16 protein-coding genes are annotated in these 14611 nt (G+C 69.9%); 11 read left to right on the forward strand and 5 right to left on the reverse strand.

Annotated elements, in window-relative coordinates; genetic code table 11:
• The first annotated feature begins 56 nt into the window (after positions 1-56).
• On the forward strand, positions 57-824 hold the full coding sequence (locus ACZ5ID_RS15580) for an RDD family protein (RefSeq protein ID WP_468897617.1): 768 nt from the start codon (positions 57-59) through the stop codon (positions 822-824).
• A gap of 27 nt (positions 825-851) precedes the next feature.
• On the opposite strand, the gene ACZ5ID_RS15585 is transcribed toward ACZ5ID_RS15580, so the two are convergent.
• Positions 852-1115: a hypothetical protein gene (locus ACZ5ID_RS15585; protein ID WP_406554148.1), complete on the reverse strand. Its 264-nt coding sequence runs from the start codon at positions 1113-1115 to the stop codon at positions 852-854.
• A gap of 400 nt (positions 1116-1515) precedes the next feature.
• Here ACZ5ID_RS15585 and ACZ5ID_RS15590 point away from each other — a divergent pair, with 400 nt between their 5' ends.
• Together ACZ5ID_RS15590 and ACZ5ID_RS15595 are read left to right on the forward strand one after the other, a co-directional pair.
• The gene (locus ACZ5ID_RS15590; RefSeq protein WP_468897619.1) at positions 1516-3924 is read left to right on the forward strand and encodes an immune inhibitor A domain-containing protein; all 2409 of its coding nucleotides are present in this window, start codon (positions 1516-1518) and stop codon (positions 3922-3924) included.
• Between the two features lie 122 nt (positions 3925-4046).
• On the forward strand, positions 4047-4349 hold the full coding sequence (locus ACZ5ID_RS15595) for a hypothetical protein (RefSeq protein ID WP_468897621.1): 303 nt from the start codon (positions 4047-4049) through the stop codon (positions 4347-4349).
• Between the two features lie 18 nt (positions 4350-4367).
• On the opposite strand, the gene ACZ5ID_RS15600 is transcribed toward ACZ5ID_RS15595, so the two are convergent.
• Both ACZ5ID_RS15600 and ACZ5ID_RS15605 read right to left on the reverse strand, forming a co-directional pair.
• Complete coding sequence (locus tag ACZ5ID_RS15600; protein ID WP_468897623.1) at positions 4368-4955, reverse strand: nicotinamidase; 588 nt, start codon at positions 4953-4955, stop codon at positions 4368-4370.
• A 100-nt stretch (positions 4956-5055) separates the two neighbouring features.
• A complete protein-coding gene (locus ACZ5ID_RS15605; RefSeq protein ID WP_406554144.1) occupies positions 5056-6384 on the reverse strand; it encodes a nicotinate phosphoribosyltransferase in 1329 nt (442 codons plus the stop codon).
• A gap of 172 nt (positions 6385-6556) precedes the next feature.
• Between ACZ5ID_RS15605 and clpS the strand changes: the two genes are divergently transcribed.
• From clpS to ACZ5ID_RS15640, 7 genes are all read left to right on the forward strand, one after another.
• On the forward strand, positions 6557-6862 hold the full coding sequence (gene clpS / locus ACZ5ID_RS15610) for an ATP-dependent Clp protease adapter ClpS (protein WP_067159503.1): 306 nt from the start codon (positions 6557-6559) through the stop codon (positions 6860-6862).
• Positions 6862-7443 carry a DUF2017 domain-containing protein gene (locus tag ACZ5ID_RS15615; protein ID WP_468897625.1) on the forward strand — a complete coding sequence of 194 codons (582 nt, stop codon included), beginning with the start codon at positions 6862-6864 and terminating at the stop codon, positions 7441-7443. The genes clpS and ACZ5ID_RS15615 overlap by 1 nt, the downstream gene beginning before the upstream one ends.
• Positions 7444-7792: 349 nt before the next feature.
• Positions 7793-9247 carry an amino acid permease gene (locus tag ACZ5ID_RS15620; RefSeq protein WP_468897627.1) on the forward strand — a complete coding sequence of 485 codons (1455 nt, stop codon included), beginning with the start codon at positions 7793-7795 and terminating at the stop codon, positions 9245-9247.
• A gap of 77 nt (positions 9248-9324) precedes the next feature.
• A complete protein-coding gene (locus tag ACZ5ID_RS15625; RefSeq protein WP_468897628.1) occupies positions 9325-9747 on the forward strand; it encodes a M67 family metallopeptidase in 423 nt (140 codons plus the stop codon).
• Between the two features lie 121 nt (positions 9748-9868).
• A complete protein-coding gene (locus ACZ5ID_RS15630) occupies positions 9869-9985 on the forward strand; it encodes a putative leader peptide (RefSeq protein ID WP_324616203.1) in 117 nt (38 codons plus the stop codon).
• 113 nt (positions 9986-10098) lie between these two features.
• Positions 10099-10386 carry a MoaD/ThiS family protein gene (locus ACZ5ID_RS15635; RefSeq protein WP_406554140.1) on the forward strand — a complete coding sequence of 96 codons (288 nt, stop codon included), beginning with the start codon at positions 10099-10101 and terminating at the stop codon, positions 10384-10386.
• 14 nt (positions 10387-10400) lie between these two features.
• Positions 10401-11351, forward strand: a complete 951-nt coding sequence (locus ACZ5ID_RS15640) for a PLP-dependent cysteine synthase family protein (protein ID WP_468897631.1) — start codon at positions 10401-10403, stop codon at positions 11349-11351.
• Between the two features lie 402 nt (positions 11352-11753).
• On the opposite strand, the gene ACZ5ID_RS15645 is transcribed toward ACZ5ID_RS15640, so the two are convergent.
• Complete coding sequence (locus ACZ5ID_RS15645) at positions 11754-12221, reverse strand: type II toxin-antitoxin system PemK/MazF family toxin (protein ID WP_468897633.1); 468 nt, start codon at positions 12219-12221, stop codon at positions 11754-11756.
• A gap of 201 nt (positions 12222-12422) precedes the next feature.
• On the opposite strand from ACZ5ID_RS15645, the gene ACZ5ID_RS15650 reads away from it, so the two are divergent.
• Positions 12423-13175 carry an MBL fold metallo-hydrolase gene (locus tag ACZ5ID_RS15650; RefSeq protein WP_468897635.1) on the forward strand — a complete coding sequence of 251 codons (753 nt, stop codon included), beginning with the start codon at positions 12423-12425 and terminating at the stop codon, positions 13173-13175.
• Between the two features lie 71 nt (positions 13176-13246).
• On the opposite strand, the gene ACZ5ID_RS15655 is transcribed toward ACZ5ID_RS15650, so the two are convergent.
• Complete coding sequence (locus ACZ5ID_RS15655) at positions 13247-14509, reverse strand: PTS transporter subunit EIIC (RefSeq protein ID WP_468897637.1); 1263 nt, start codon at positions 14507-14509, stop codon at positions 13247-13249.
• Positions 14510-14611 lie beyond the last annotated feature (102 nt).

Consider the following 14611-nt stretch of genomic DNA (forward strand, 5'->3'; position numbering starts at 1 on the left):
CCCCGAACGGGCCCCGTGCCGTTGCGGGGCCCCACCCCGCGCGGTCGACTGCGGGCATGAGCCACGAACCGCCGCCCGGCCAGCCGCCCGAGGAGGACCCGTTCCTCAAGAAGCCGTCCGAGCCCTCCGAGCCCCCTCCCGGCTGGAGCCAGGGGCCGCCCCCCGGCGGCGGGACCCCACCCCCGGGCGGCGGCGCCCCTCCCCCCGGCGGCGGTCCGTACGGAAGCCCTCCCCCCGGGAGCCCCTACGACCAGCCGCCCCCCGGGTCGCCCTACGGCGGCCCGCCGCCCCCGTACGACCCGTACGGCGGCGGGAACCGGTACGGCGGCCCCGACCCGCTCAGCGGGATGCCGCCGCTCGCCGACTTCGGGCGGCGCCTGCTGGCCCGGATCATCGACGCGCTGTTGATCGCGATCCCGCTCGCCCTGCTGGAGTGGGCGTCCTCGGACCGCTGGGTGTACGAGACGAGGACCGGCGAGGACACCTCCGACGTCATCGGCCGTGCGTACAGCGGCAGCGGGCTCGTCTGGAACCTCATCGGCATCGTGGCGTACCTCGCCTACGACACCATCATGCTCAAGCGTGACGGTCAGACGGTCGGCAAGAAGCTGCTGAACCTGCGCGTCGCGATGCTCAACGACGGCAGTGTGCCCACCACGAGCGCCGCGCTGGCCCGGACGGCCGTGCTCTGGCTGCCCGCCCTGCTGTGCTGTCCGTGTCTGTGGCAGATCATCCTGATCATCACCATCCTCACGGACAAGCCCTACCGGCAGGGCCTGCACGACAAGGCCGGCAAGACGGTGGTGGTGTCCACCGCCCACTGACCGCGTGCGGGCCGGCTGCGAGGTGCGTCAGCTCCGCACCGAGTCGGCCGGGACGCGGACCCCGGGCTCGGCGCTCTCGCCGACGGCGGCGGCACGGTTCGTACGGACCGTGCGCGCCGCCTTCGGCATGGGCACCGTCATGGCGACCAGCAGTCCCAGCAGAAGCGCGGCGAGCACTATCACGCCCACACCGACACCCGAGTCGGTCTGGGAGAGAAGAATCATGGCCACGGTCGAGAAGACGACGGTGGCCGAACCATAGGCGAGCTGTGCTGCGGTAGGACGCGGCATGGCGGTATCCGTCCTCGGGGGCAGGCATCGGATGGGGGCGGGTCTCTCGACCGGGCAACCGGATCGCACTGTCAAGCGACTCTACGTCGGTGCTTGCCCCTGCGGAACCGATGGTAAGCGTGACCTAACCCACGGTGCCGGAGCACAGGGGGCGCACGGAGTCATTCGGTATTCCATCAGGTGGGACAGGCGCACCTGATGTCCCGGTTGGGTAGCACATCGGAACCGTTCGGATACCGGAACTTCCGCTCTGCATAATGTAATTGCCTGACTCAAGTCAAGATCTGTCTTTTCCTTGGCAACTCCGGTCCAATGTCGTCACTTGAGACGCGTGCCGCGCACCGGAGACCAGACCCCTCACCCCCGGTCCGTGCCCGGCCGCGGGGGAGGACATCATCAAGTGACCAGCAACAGACGAGCGGTCAGAGCTGCCGCCATACTCGTGGCCCTTGCCACGACCGGCGCGATAGGTTCCGCGTTCGCCACCGCCCAGGCCGACTCCAAGAGCCCGGCCCCCGTCGAGCGGCGCGACCCGGGCACCGTCTCGGGCAAGCACGTCGACAACATCCCGGGCCCGTTCACCAAGCAGCGTGAGCAGCAGCGCCAGGCGGCGCTGGAGAAGGTCATCGCGGGCGACAAGAAGGTGCAGCAGCGCGGCGCCTCCAAGGTCGTCCAGCTGGACGACAAGAAGTACGTCGAGCTCGCCCGGGAGAAGACCGACAAGATCTTCACGATCCTGGTGGACTTCGGCGACCAGGTCGACAACACCACCATGTTCGACCCGGACGGCCCGACCGGCCCCAAGCCCCCGGTCGTCAAGTACGGCGGCACCCCCGGCCCGGCGCACAACACGATCAAGCAGCCGGACCGCACCAAGGACAACTCCACCGCCTGGCAGGCGGACTACAGCCGGCAGCACTTCCAGGACCTGTACTTCGGGACCGGCAAGAACGCCGACGGTACCGAGAAGCACTCCCTGAAGACGTACTACGAGAAGACCTCCTCGGGCCGCTACTCGGTCGACGGCACCGTCACCGACTGGGTGCGCGTCCCCGCGAACGAGGCCCGCTACGGCTCGAACTACTGCGGCGCCACCAACTGCTCCAACGTGATGGACCTGGTCCGCGACGGCGTCAACGCCTGGGCCGCGGACCAGAAGGCCAAGGGCCAGACCACCGAGCAGATCAAGGCGACCCTGGCGCAGTACGACCAGTGGGACCGCAACGACTTCGACAACGACGGCAACTTCAACGAGCCCGACGGCTACATCGACCACTTCCAGATCGTCCACGCGGGCGAGGACGAGTCGGCCGGCGGCGGCGCCCAGGGCACCAACGCCCTGTGGGCCCACCGCTCGTACGCCTACGGCACGGACGCGGGCAAGACCGGCCCCGCCAACAACCGGGCCGGCGGCACGCAGATCGGTGACACCGGCATCTGGGTCGGCGACTACACGATGCAGCCGGAGAACGGCGGCCTCGGCGTCTTCGCGCACGAGTACGGCCACGACCTCGGTCTGCCGGACCTCTACGACACCACGAACACCGCCGAGAACTCGGTCGGCTTCTGGTCCCTGATGTCGGCCGGCTCCTGGCTGGGCACCGGCAAGGACTCGATCGGCGACATGCCGGGCGACATGACCGCCTGGGACAAGCTCCAGCTGGGCTGGCTCAACTACGGCACGGCCAAGGCCGCGACGCAGTCGACCACCAAGCTGGGTGTCTCGGAGTACAACACCAGCGACAAGCAGGCGCTCGTCGTCGAGCTGCCGAAGAAGCCCGTCACCACCACGGTCGTGAAGCCCGCCGAGGGCACCAAGCAGTGGTGGAGCGGGATGGGTGACAACCTCAACAACACCCTGACCCGCCCGGTGGACCTGACCGGCAAGTCCAAGGCCTCCCTGGACCTGTCCGGCTGGTGGGACATCGAGCTGGACTACGACTTCCTGTACGCCGAGGCCTCCACGGACGGCGGCGCCACCTGGACCGCGCTCGACGGCACCGCCGACGGCAAGCCGATCAGCCGCGACCCCAGCGACAAGCCGGCCCTGACCGACGCCTCGGGCGCGTACAAGAAGCTCTCGTACAACCTGGACGCCTTCGCGGGCAAGAAGATCGACCTCCGCTTCCGCTACCAGACGGACGGCGGCGCGGGCGGCAAGGGCTTCACCGCCGACGCGATCACCGTGAACGCCGACGGCGCCGCGCTCTTCACCGACGGTGCCGAGGGCGACGACAACGGCTGGACGTCGAAGAACTTCTCCCGCATCGGTGAGTCGTTCACCAACGACTACGCGCAGTTCTACATCGCGGAGAACCGCCAGTACGTGTCGTACGACCAGACCCTCAAGGTCGGCCCGTACAACTTCGGCTTCGCCAAGTCCCGCCCGTCGTGGGTGGAGCACTACGCGTACCAGCCCGGACTGATGATCTGGCTGTGGGACCTCTCCCAGAAGGACAACAACGTCTCGGTCCACCCGGGCCAGGGCCAGATCCTTCCGGTGGACGCCCACGCCAAGCCGCTGAAGTGGGCCGACGGCACGCTGATGCGCAACAAGATCACGCCGTTCGACGCCGCGTTCAGCTTCTACCCGACGAACGCGATCACGCTGCACAAGGCCGACGTGGCGACCACGGTCCGCTCGCAGCCCGGCGTGCCGATGTTCGACGACCACCGGGGCACCTACTGGTACCAGGAGAACCCCACGGGAAGCGTGAAGGTTCCTGACACCAACACCCGGATCTCGATCGTCCAGCAGCCCAAGGACGGCTCGTCGATCACCGTGAGGGTTGGTCCGTCGACCAAGTAGTTCTAAAAACCGCAGGTCAAACCATGATCGGCCGTCGCCCTCTAGCGGGCGGCGGCCGATCGTGTTTAGGTGCGTTCTACGAGTCCTTATTGACACGACGTCTCACGGGGGAGCGGTACGCCATGCCTGGCGGAGGTTTCAGCAAGCTGCCGAACGGCAGCGTCGTCGTCGCGCTCACGCTGCCGTCCCCCGCCGGGGACGGCCGCAAGGTGCGCGTCCTGGTCCATGCGGCCAACCGGGCCCGCGCCCTGACCCGGCTGCGGAACCTGGGGCTGCGCGCGGTCTATCTGCGCGGCAACACCGAGCCGCCGACACCGGACGAGATCACGGCGGTCCTGCACCACCCGGACGGCCTGCTGTGGCGCACGGCGCCGGAGGAGCTCAAGGAGCTCTGGCACCCGATAAGGGCCCTGCTGCGGCCCTGACCCCGGCCGCGGCCCGGGTCAGCCCACCGGTTTGCCCGACAGCTCCGCGCCCGCGGACCGCAGCTCCTCGATCGCCCGGGCGGTGGTCTCCGCGGAGACACCGGCGGTCAGATCGAGCAGCACATGGGTGGCGAAGCCGGCCCGCACCGCGTCCAGCGCCGTCGCCCGCACACAGTGGTCGGTCGCGATGCCGACCACGTCGACCTCGGTGACCTCCCGCTCGCGCAGCCAGTACGCCAGCCCCACGCCGTTCTCGTCGCGCCCCTCGAAGCCGCTGTACGCGGCGGCGTGGGCACCCTTGTCGAAGACGGCGTCTATGGCGCCACTGGCGACCGCCGGGGCGAAGTTCGGGTGGAAGCCCACGCCCTCCGTCCCCGCCACGCAGTGCACCGGCCAGGAGCGCTCGTAGTCGGGGTGCGCCGAGAAGTGGGGGCCCGGGTCGATGTGGTGATCGCGGGTGGCCACCACATGGCGGTACACGGACCCGGCGGCCTGCCCGATCAGGTCGGTGATGGCAGCGGCGACGTCGGAGCCGCCCGTGACCGCGAGGCTGCCGCCCTCGCAGAAGTCGTTCTGAACGTCCACGACGATCAACGCGCGGTGCATGTCGGCTGTCCTTCGGTCAGGGAGCTGTTCAACGAGCGTAGAGACTCAGCCCCCGGCGCGGCAGGGGGCAATTGGTGCGCAAAGGCCCCGAGGTGCGGTTTCACACGTACTCCGTGGGCAGCACCGGCTCGCCCCGGGAGAGCTGCATCGCGGACATCGGCAGTGTCCCGCGTGCCGCGATGTGCCGCTCCCGGGCGGCGTCCAGCGGCTCCCGGGCGACCACCGCGCCGCCCTTGACCAGCTCGGCCAGGAGCTGCCGGCCGGCGAGCTCGGGCGGCACCGGCCCGGTGCCCACGACCTCGGCCTCGGCGATCCCCTCCGCGTCGGTGCGCCGGGCCGCCCACTTGCGTCCGCCGATCGAGGACTTGCCGCCCATCGACTTCTTCGCCACCGGCACCAGCGGCGCCTTCGGGTCCGCGCTGTCCGCGCGGGCGACCAGCTTGTAGACCATGGAGCAGGTGGGGTGCCCGCTGCCGGTGACGAGCTGGGTACCGACCCCGTACGCGTCCACGGGCGCCGCCGCGAGCGAGGCGATGGCGTACTCGTCCAGGTCGGAGGTGACCACGATCTTCGTGCCGGTGGCGCCCAGCTCGTCGAGCTGCTGGCGCACCCGGTGGGCGACGAGCAGCAGGTCCCCGGAGTCGATCCGCACCGCACCCAGCTCGGGCCCGGCGATCTCCACGGCGGTACGGACCGCCTCGGCCACGTCGTAGGTGTCCACCAGCAGGGTGGTGCCCCGGCCCAGCGAGTCCACCTGGGCCCGGAAGGCGTCCCGCTCGCTGTCGTGCAGCAGGGTGAAGGCATGCGCGCTGGTGCCGACGGTCGGGATGCCGTAGCGGAACCCGGCCGCCAGGTCCGAGGTGGTGGTGAAGCCGCCCACGTACGCGGCCCGCGCCGAGGCGACCGCGGCCAGCTCGTGGGTGCGCCGGGCGCCCATCTCGATCAGCGGGCGGCCGGCGGCGGCTGCGGACATCCGGGAGGCCGCGGCGGCGATCGCCGAGTCGTGGTTGAGGATCGACAGGATCACGGTCTCCAGGAGCACGCACTCCGCGAAGGAGCCCTCCACCCTCAGGATGGGGGAGCCCGGGAAGTAGACCTCGCCCTCCGGATAGCCCCAGATGTCACCCGAGAAGCGGTAGGAGGCCAGCCATTGGAGGGTCGGCTCGTCGACGATCGCCCGCTCGCGCAGGAAGCCGAGGACGCCCGCGTCGAAGCGGAAGTTCTCCACCGCGTCCAGGACCCGGCCGGTCCCGCCCACCACGCCGTAGCGGCGCCCGTCCGGCAGCCGCCGGGTGAAGACCTCGAAGACCGACCGCCGGTCGGCCGTCCCGGCGCGCAGTGCCGCCTGGAGCATGGTCAGCTCGTACTGGTCGGTGAAGAGCGCGGTCGACGGCACGTCCACCGGCAGCCCAAGGTCCGCAGCGTTCACAACCGGTTACCTCGCCTTTCCGTTCCGGCTGTCGACCGGGTCGGCCGGGGGCCCGGGGGGATTCCCCGGGAAGTGGCAGCCATGGGCGGGATGCTACTCCACTTTGCGTCAGACTGACGATTTCGGGGGCCCGTTTGTGCGACCGCGGTCCCCGGGTGGCAGCATGGGGTAAGTGAGTGTGGCTCCTGTAGAGATCGAACGGCCCGAGTCGGCGGAAGAGACCTTCGCCGTCCCCGAACCCGATGTGCCGTGGGTGACGCTCGTCCACAACGACCCCGTCAACCTGATGAGCTACGTCCAGTACGTCTTCCAGAGTTACTTCGGCTACCCCAAGGACAAGGCCCGCAAGCTGATGCTCGACGTGCACCACAAGGGGCGGGCCGTGGTCTCCAGCGGCAGCCGCGAGGAGATGGAGCGCGACGTGCAGGCGATGCACGGGTACGGGCTGTGGGCCACCCTCACCCAGGACCGCGGCTGATGGCCGGCTACTTCGAGGCGCTGCCCGGCGGCGGCGCGGCCGTCGCGCTCGACGAGGTCGAGATCGCCATCCTGCGCTCCCTGTCCGTGCAGCTCCTGGAGCTGATCGGCCCCGGCGACGAGCCGATGGACGGCGAGGACCCGCTGGCCGCGCTCTTCGCCGAGGGTCCCAGCGAGCCGCCCGCCGACCCCGCGCTCGCCCGGCTCTTCCCGGACGCCTACGACAGCGGCGAGAGCGACGAACTGCGTGCCTCGGCGGCCGAGTTCCGCCGCTTCACCGAGAACGACCTGCGCGCCCGCAAACGCGAGGACGCGCTCGCGGTGGTGCGCACCCTGGACGCGCTCGCCCCGCAGGGTGACGGCGGCGCGGTGCTGAAGCTGACGCCGGAGGACTCCCGGCGCTGGCTGGGCGCCCTCAACGACCTGCGTCTGACCATCGGCACCCGGCTGGAGGTCACCGACGAGGACGAGAGCGGCGAGCTGTACCGGCTGCCCGACGAGGACCCGCGTAAGCCGATGGTCATGGCCTACCTCTGGCTCGGCGGGCTCCAGGAGACGCTCGTCGAGACGCTGATGGCCTGAACGGCCGCCGGGGACGGCCGTAGGCGGCTGTTCCCTCCTGTTCTCCCTCTGTTCGCTCAGCGGACGCTCAAATCCGCATAACGATCCGATTACCGCATCGGTATGGTTTGCGGTTTCCTAGGCGCTTTGTCCGGTTCTCCTTGTGGTGTGCGCCACAACCCTCCGGGTGGATCACCCGTAAGGACGTGATAAATCTTCACGACCACCCGGGGACGCCACCCATGTTCCCGGGGGCGCTTCGGCCGGCTGACCGCCGGTGGCACTCCATCCACATCCGGGGGGATCAGGACCTGGTCCGCGGCTTCGACGACCGAAGCGGGCGGGTCAGCATGGAGAAAGGCGCACCACCATGACCTCAGCGCAGGTCGACAAGCAGGACGACCGCTCCGGCAATGAGGCCCTGGGAACCGCCCACGGCGCCGCCGAGGGCGAGGGATACCAGCGGGGCCTCGGCGCCCGCCAGATCCAGATGATCGCGATCGGCGGAGCCATCGGTACCGGGCTCTTCCTCGGCGCGGGCAAGGCCATCTCGAAGGCCGGCCCCAGCCTCATCCTGGCCTATGCCATCGCGGGCCTGGTGATCTTCTTCATCATGCGGGCGCTGGGCGAGCTGCTCATGTACCGCCCCGTCTCGGGCTCCTTCTCGGAGTACGCCCGTGAGTTCGTCGGCCCGTTCTGGGGCTTCGTGACCGGCTGGACGTACTGGCTCTTCTGGGTCGTCACCGGCATCACCGAGGTCACCGCCGCCGCCCAGTACATGGCCTTCTGGACGCACAACGACGTCCCGCAGTGGCTGTACGCGCTGGTCTTCACGCTCATCCTGTACGCGGTGAACCTGATCTCGGTGAAGCTCTTCGGCGAGCTGGAGTTCTGGTTCTCGATGGTCAAGGTGACGGCCATCGTCGGCATGATCCTCATCTGCGCCGGCATCCTCACCGTCGGCTTCTCGGACGCCGCCGACACCGCCACCGTCGCCAACCTCTGGAACGACGGCGGCTTCTTCCCCAAGGGCATCGGCGGCACGCTGATGACCCTCCAGATCGTGATGTTCGCCTTCCTCGCCGTCGAGCTGGTCGGTGTGACCGCGGGCGAGTCCAAGGACCCCGAGAAGACCCTGCCCAAGGCCATCAACACCGTGCCGTGGCGTATCGCCGTCTTCTACATCGGCGCCCTGATCATGATCCTCTCGGTCGTCCCGTGGCACGAGTTCAAGCCGGGTGTCAGCCCCTTCGTCGCCGCCTTCGAGAAGATGGGCCTCGGCGTCGGCGCCGCGGTCGTCAACTTCGTCGTCCTGACGGCCGCCCTGTCCTCCTGCAACTCGGGCATGTACTCCACCGGCCGAATGCTGCGCGACCTCGCCCTCAACGGCCAGGGCCCCAAGGTCTTCACCAAGCTGACCAAGAGCGGCACCCCGCTGATCGGCACCACGGTCTCGGCCGCGCTGATGCTGGTCGGCGTCTGGATCAACTACAAGGCGCCGGGCAAGGCCTTCGACTACGTCGTCTCCTTCGCCACCATCTCCGGCATGTGGGCCTGGATCATGATCCTGGTCTGCCAGATCCGCTACCGCGCCAAGGCCGACCGCGGCGAACTCCCGCACTCCACCTTCCGCGCCCCCGGCGCCCCGTACACCAGCTGGTTCGCGCTGCTGTTCATCCTCATGGTCATCGTGATGATGGGCGTCGACAAGGACTCGCGGGTCTCCCTGTACTGCGCCCCGCTGTGGGGCCTGATCCTGGGCGTCTCCTACCTGGTCCTCAAGGCGCGCAACCCCGACAACAAGGCGTTCGCCAAGCGCTCGTAACACCGCGCTTCTCAGCATGCGGGCCGTTCCGTACCACTCCTCGGTACGGGACGGCCCGTCTGCTTATCCTTGCGCTCATGCTGACCCTCACCCAGGCCCTCTACGACCAGATCGTCGCGCACGCCCGCGCCGACCACCCCGACGAGGCGTGCGGCGTGGTCGCCGGCCCGGCCGGCACCGGCCGCCCCGAGCGGTTCATTCCGATGCTCAACGCGGCGCGCTCGCCCACGTTCTACGAGTTCGACTCGCAGGACCTGCTGAAGCTGTACCGCGAGATGGACGACCGGGACGAGGAGCCGGTGATCGTCTACCACTCCCACACGGCGACCGAGGCCTACCCCTCGCGCACCGACGTGACGTACGCCAACGAGCCCGGCGCCCACTACGTCCTGGTCTCGACGGCGGACACGGACGGCCTCGGGGACTTCCAGTTCCGCTCGTACCGGATCGTGGACGGTGTGATCGAGGAGGAAGAGGTCCAGGTCGTCCAGGCGTACTGAACCGGCCGAGGGGGGCGCGCGGCGGGCTCCGCCGCGCCCGTCGCCCGCATCCTGAGCAGAGTGCGCCCACCATCTGAGATCACACTCCGGAAAGCGGACCGGGAATCGATACGATGACCGCATGGTTCCCCACGACGTGAGCGAAGAGAAGCCGAGCAGCCCGCTGCTGGTGGCGCGCCTGCACGTCGACCTGTGCCGCCTGGCGAGCGCGATGTGTCCGCGCCCCACCGCCGTCTGAGCCGCGCCCGCACCACCGCGTACGCCCCGCGTACCCTCCGCACCATCCGCAGCACGCGCGCCGAGCCGCGCACCCCTGCCTTCCCCTCCCGACTCCTGACAGGAGCCCACGCCATGGCCATCGAGGTCCGCATCCCGACCATCCTCCGCACCTACACCGACGGCGCGAAGGCGGTCGAAGGCAGCGGGGCGACCATCGGCGAGCTCTTCGCCGACCTGGAGACCCGCCACACCGGCATCCGCGAGCGCCTCGTCGACGAGAAGACCGGCGGCGAGCTGCGCCGCTTCGTGAACGTCTATCTCAACGACGAGGACGTCCGCTTCCTCGCGGGCATCTCCACCGCGCTGTCCGACGGCGACAGCGTCACGATCCTGCCGGCCGTGGCCGGCGGCATGGTCTGAGGCTGATCGCCGTCATGCGCTACGACTCCGCGCTCGCCGCGGTCGGCAACACCCCGCTGGTCCGCCTGCCCCGGCTGTCGCCCTCGGACGACGTACGCATCTGGGCGAAGCTGGAGGACCGCAACCCGACCGGCTCGGTCAAGGACCGCCCCGCGCTCCACATGATCGAACAGGCCGAGAAGGCGGGCCGGTTGACGCCCGGCTGCACCATCCTGGAGCCGACCAGCGGCAACACCGGCATCTCGCTGGCCATGGCGGCGAAGCTCAAGGGCTACCGCATCGTGTGCGTGATGCCCGAGAACACCTCCCAGGAGCGCCGCGACCTGCTGAAGATGTGGGGCGCGGAGATCGTCCCCTCGCCCGCGGCGGGCGGTTCCAACACGGCGGTACGGGTCGCCAAGGAGCTGGCGGCCCAGAACCCGTCCTGGGTGATGCTGTACCAGTACGGCAACCCCGACAACGCGGGCGCCCACTACGCCACGACGGGCCCGGAGATCCTGGCCGACCTCCCCTCGATCACGCACTTCGTGGCGGGCCTGGGGACGACGGGCACGCTGATGGGCGTGGGCCGCTATCTGCGCGAGCGCGTCCCCGGCGTCCAGATCGTCGCCGCCGAGCCGCGCTACGACGACCTGGTCTACGGCCTGCGCAACCTGGACGAGGGCTTCGTCCCCGAGCTGTACGACGCGTCGGTCCTGACGAGCCGCTTCTCGGTGGGCTCGGCGGACGCGGTGACCCGCACCCGCGAACTCCTCAAGGAGGAGGGCATCTTCGCGGGCGTCTCCACCGGGGCGGCGCTGCACGCGGCGATCGGCGTGGGCCGCAAGGCGGTCAAGGCGGGCGCGCCGGCGGACATCGTGTTCGTGGTGGCGGACGGGGGCTGGAAGTACCTGTCGACGGGGGTGTACACGGCGGAGACGACGGAGGAAGCGATCGAGAGGCTGCGGGGCCAGCTCTGGGCTTAGGCGCGGGGCGGGGCGGTTCGGCCTGGGGTTCGTCTGCGGGCCGGTGGTGGGCGGGCCGCGCAGTTCCCCGCGCCCCTGTTTTGGTTCGGCCGGGGTTCGTCTGCGGGCGGGTGGTGGGCTGGTCGCGCAGTTCCCCGCGCCCCTGTTTTGGTTCGGCCTGGGGTTCGTCTGCCGGCCGGTGGTGGGTTGCTCGCGCAGTTCCCCGCGCCCCTTGAGGCGCCTCCCGGGGCCGGACATTCGGCGGGGCGGCGGAAAATCAGCCCCTCCGGCGTTTGAGGAGCGGGGTGCGGGGGCCGCAGGTCCCGCTTTCGGGGGCGGGGGGCGTAGCCCCGGATGAGGCGGCGGTCACCCTCCCCACCCCCCGGAGGGTTTGGGGAAGGGGCGGGGTGGGGGCCGAACCCCCTAGCCCGCCAGATACCTCACCTGATCCCACACCGTCGGATCCACCACCCCCACCCGCCGCCGAAACCCCCACACCCCCACATCCCGCAACTCATCCGTCTCCAGAAAGCTCGGCCGCCCCCGCGCGTCCCCGACCGTCCCCGGCGCCAGCGGGATCACCCCCGCCCGCTCCTCGTGGAACTTGCTGGTGATCTTCGCGACGAGCGCGCTGTCCCCCCGTACCGACAGCACCAGACAGGGCCGGTCCTTCGACCCCGGGCCGTCCTCGTAGGGCACCTCCGCCCACCAGATCTCCCCGGGCTGCGGGCGCCGCTTGGGCGCGCGCCGCGGACCGGCCGGCCGGCCGGGCGGCCGAACCCGCCCCCGGGGCCGGCCCGGCGGCCGGGCGCGCCCCCGTCCGTCCACCACCGCGGCCCCCAGCGCGACCACCACCACGGCGATCACCGCGAGCCACCAGGACGTGTCCATACCGCAGACGTTACCCGGCGGCCCACCCCCCGCGCGCGCTCCGTCCGCACTCCGCCCGAACCGGTGACAGCGCAGGTGAGTTCCCCCACAACGGCCCGCCACTGAGGAGCGACCGGCAGTGTGGCACCTTACGCTCGACGCACCGCACGACCTCCCACAGCCTTGCCCGTATCCCTTGCCGCTCCCGGAGGTTCACGCTCCATGAAGCTCACCGTCGTCGGCTGCTCCGGGTCGTTCCCGTCCGCGGAATCGGCCTGTTCGAGCTACCTCGTCGAGGCCGACGGCTTCCGGCTGCTCCTCGACATGGGCAACGGCGCCCTGGGCGAGCTGCAGCGCCACATCGGTCTCTACGACCTCGACGCGATCTTCCTCAGCCACCTCCACGCCGACCACTGCATCGACATGTGCGGCTACTTCGTCGCCCGGTACTACCGGCACGAGGGCGGGCGCTGCGCCCCCCTGCCGGTGTACGCGCCGGAGGGCGCCGAGCAGCGTCTGACCACGGCGTACGCCGACACGCCCTCCACCTCCTCCATGAGCGAGGTCTTCGACTTCCACACCCTGAAGTCCGGCTCGTTCGACATCGGCCCCTTCGCGGTCCGTACGGAGCGGGTCTGCCACCCCGTCGAGGCGTACGGCATCCGCATCGAGCACGGCGGCGCGTCCCTCACGTACTCGGGCGACACCGGCGTCTGCGAGGCGCTGCACGAGCTGGCCGAGGGCACCGACCTCTTCCTGTGCGAGGCGTCCTTCACGTACGGCAAGGAGGACATCCCGGCCCTCCACCTCAACGGCCGCGAGGCCGGCGCGCACGCCGCCCGCGCCCGGGCGGGCCGCCTGGTCCTGACCCACATCCCCCCGTGGACGGACGGCGATGTCAACCTGGCGGACGCTCGTCACGCGTACGAGGGACCGGTGGAGCTCGCGGTGCCGGGCGCGGTGTACGAGGTCTGAGCGGCGCACGTACGCGAAGGGCCCCCGGAACCGAGCGGTTCCGGGGGCCCTTCTCACCTCACCCGTACGGCTTACGCCTTCGTCAGGTCCTCGAGCTCCTCCTCGGGCTCGCGGCCCGGGGTGGCGAGGTTGAACTTGACGATCGCGAAGCGGAAGACGAAGTAGTAGATCGCCGCGAAGACCAGGCCGATCGGGATGATCAGCCAGGGCTTCTCCGCGAACTTCCAGTTGAGCAGGTAGTCGATGGCACCGGCCGAGAACGTGAAGCCGTGGTGCACGCCCAGCGCCCAGGTGACGGCCATCGAGACGGCGGTCAGGATCGCGTGGATCACGTACAGGACCGGCGCGATGAACATGAACGCGAACTCGATCGGCTCGGTGATACCGGTGACGAAGGAGGTCAGCGCGAGCGAGATCATCATGCCGCCGACGGCCTTGCGGCGCTCCGGGCGGGCGGTGTGGGTGATGGCGAGGGCCACGGCCGGAAGGGCGAACATCATGATCGGGAAGAAGCCGGTCATGAACTGTCCGGCGCTCGGGTCGCCGTGCATGAAGCGCTGGATGTCACCGTGCCAGGTGGCACCGGACGGGTCCGTGTAGGTGCCGATCTCCTGCCAGGCGACGGTGTTCACGAACTGGTGCATGCCGACCGGCAGCAGCGCGCGGTTCACGGCGCCGAAGATGCCGGCGCCGACCGAGCCCAGGTCGGTCATCCACTGGCCGAAGGAGGTGATGCCGTCACCGATCGGACCCCAGACCAGGCCGAAGAAGACGCCCAGCGCGGTGCCGATGAAGGCCATGAGGATCGGGACGAGACGGCGGCCGTTGAAGAAGCCCAGCCAGTCCACGAGCTTGGTGCGGTGGAACCGCTGCCACACGACCGCGGATATCAGGCCCATGACGATGCCGCCGAGGACCTTCGGGTCGTTGTACGTGGCCGGGACATCGACACCGTTGTTCTTGGTCGTGTTGACCACGGCGTCGGTCACCGGGAACGCGGTGAGCACGTTCTTGTAGACCAGGAAGCCGACCAGCGCGGCGAGGGCGGTGGAGCCGTCGGACTTCTTGGCGAAGCCGATGGCGACGCCGATGCAGAACAGCAGCGGCATGTTGGCGAAGACCGCGTCGCCGGCGGTCGCGAAGACCTTGGCGACCTTGTCCCAGCCGAGGCCGTCCTTGCCGAAGACATCGTCCTGACCGAGGCGGAGCAGAATGCCCGCGGCCGGCAGTACGGCGATCGGCAGCTGCAGGCTGCGACCGACCTTCTGCAGACCCTGGAACAGGCCGGCACCCCGCTTCTTCGCGGGCGCCGCCGTAGCGGTGGCCGTACTCATCAACTTCCTCCAGTTGGCAAGGCGCCGCCCGGGCATGGGAAAGTACGGGGGGACGGCGGCGTCTCAGGGGGGAACGCGGTGAAGCCCGCGTGGTCTACACCA

The organism is Streptomyces sp. NPDC031670 (assembly GCF_055580545.1).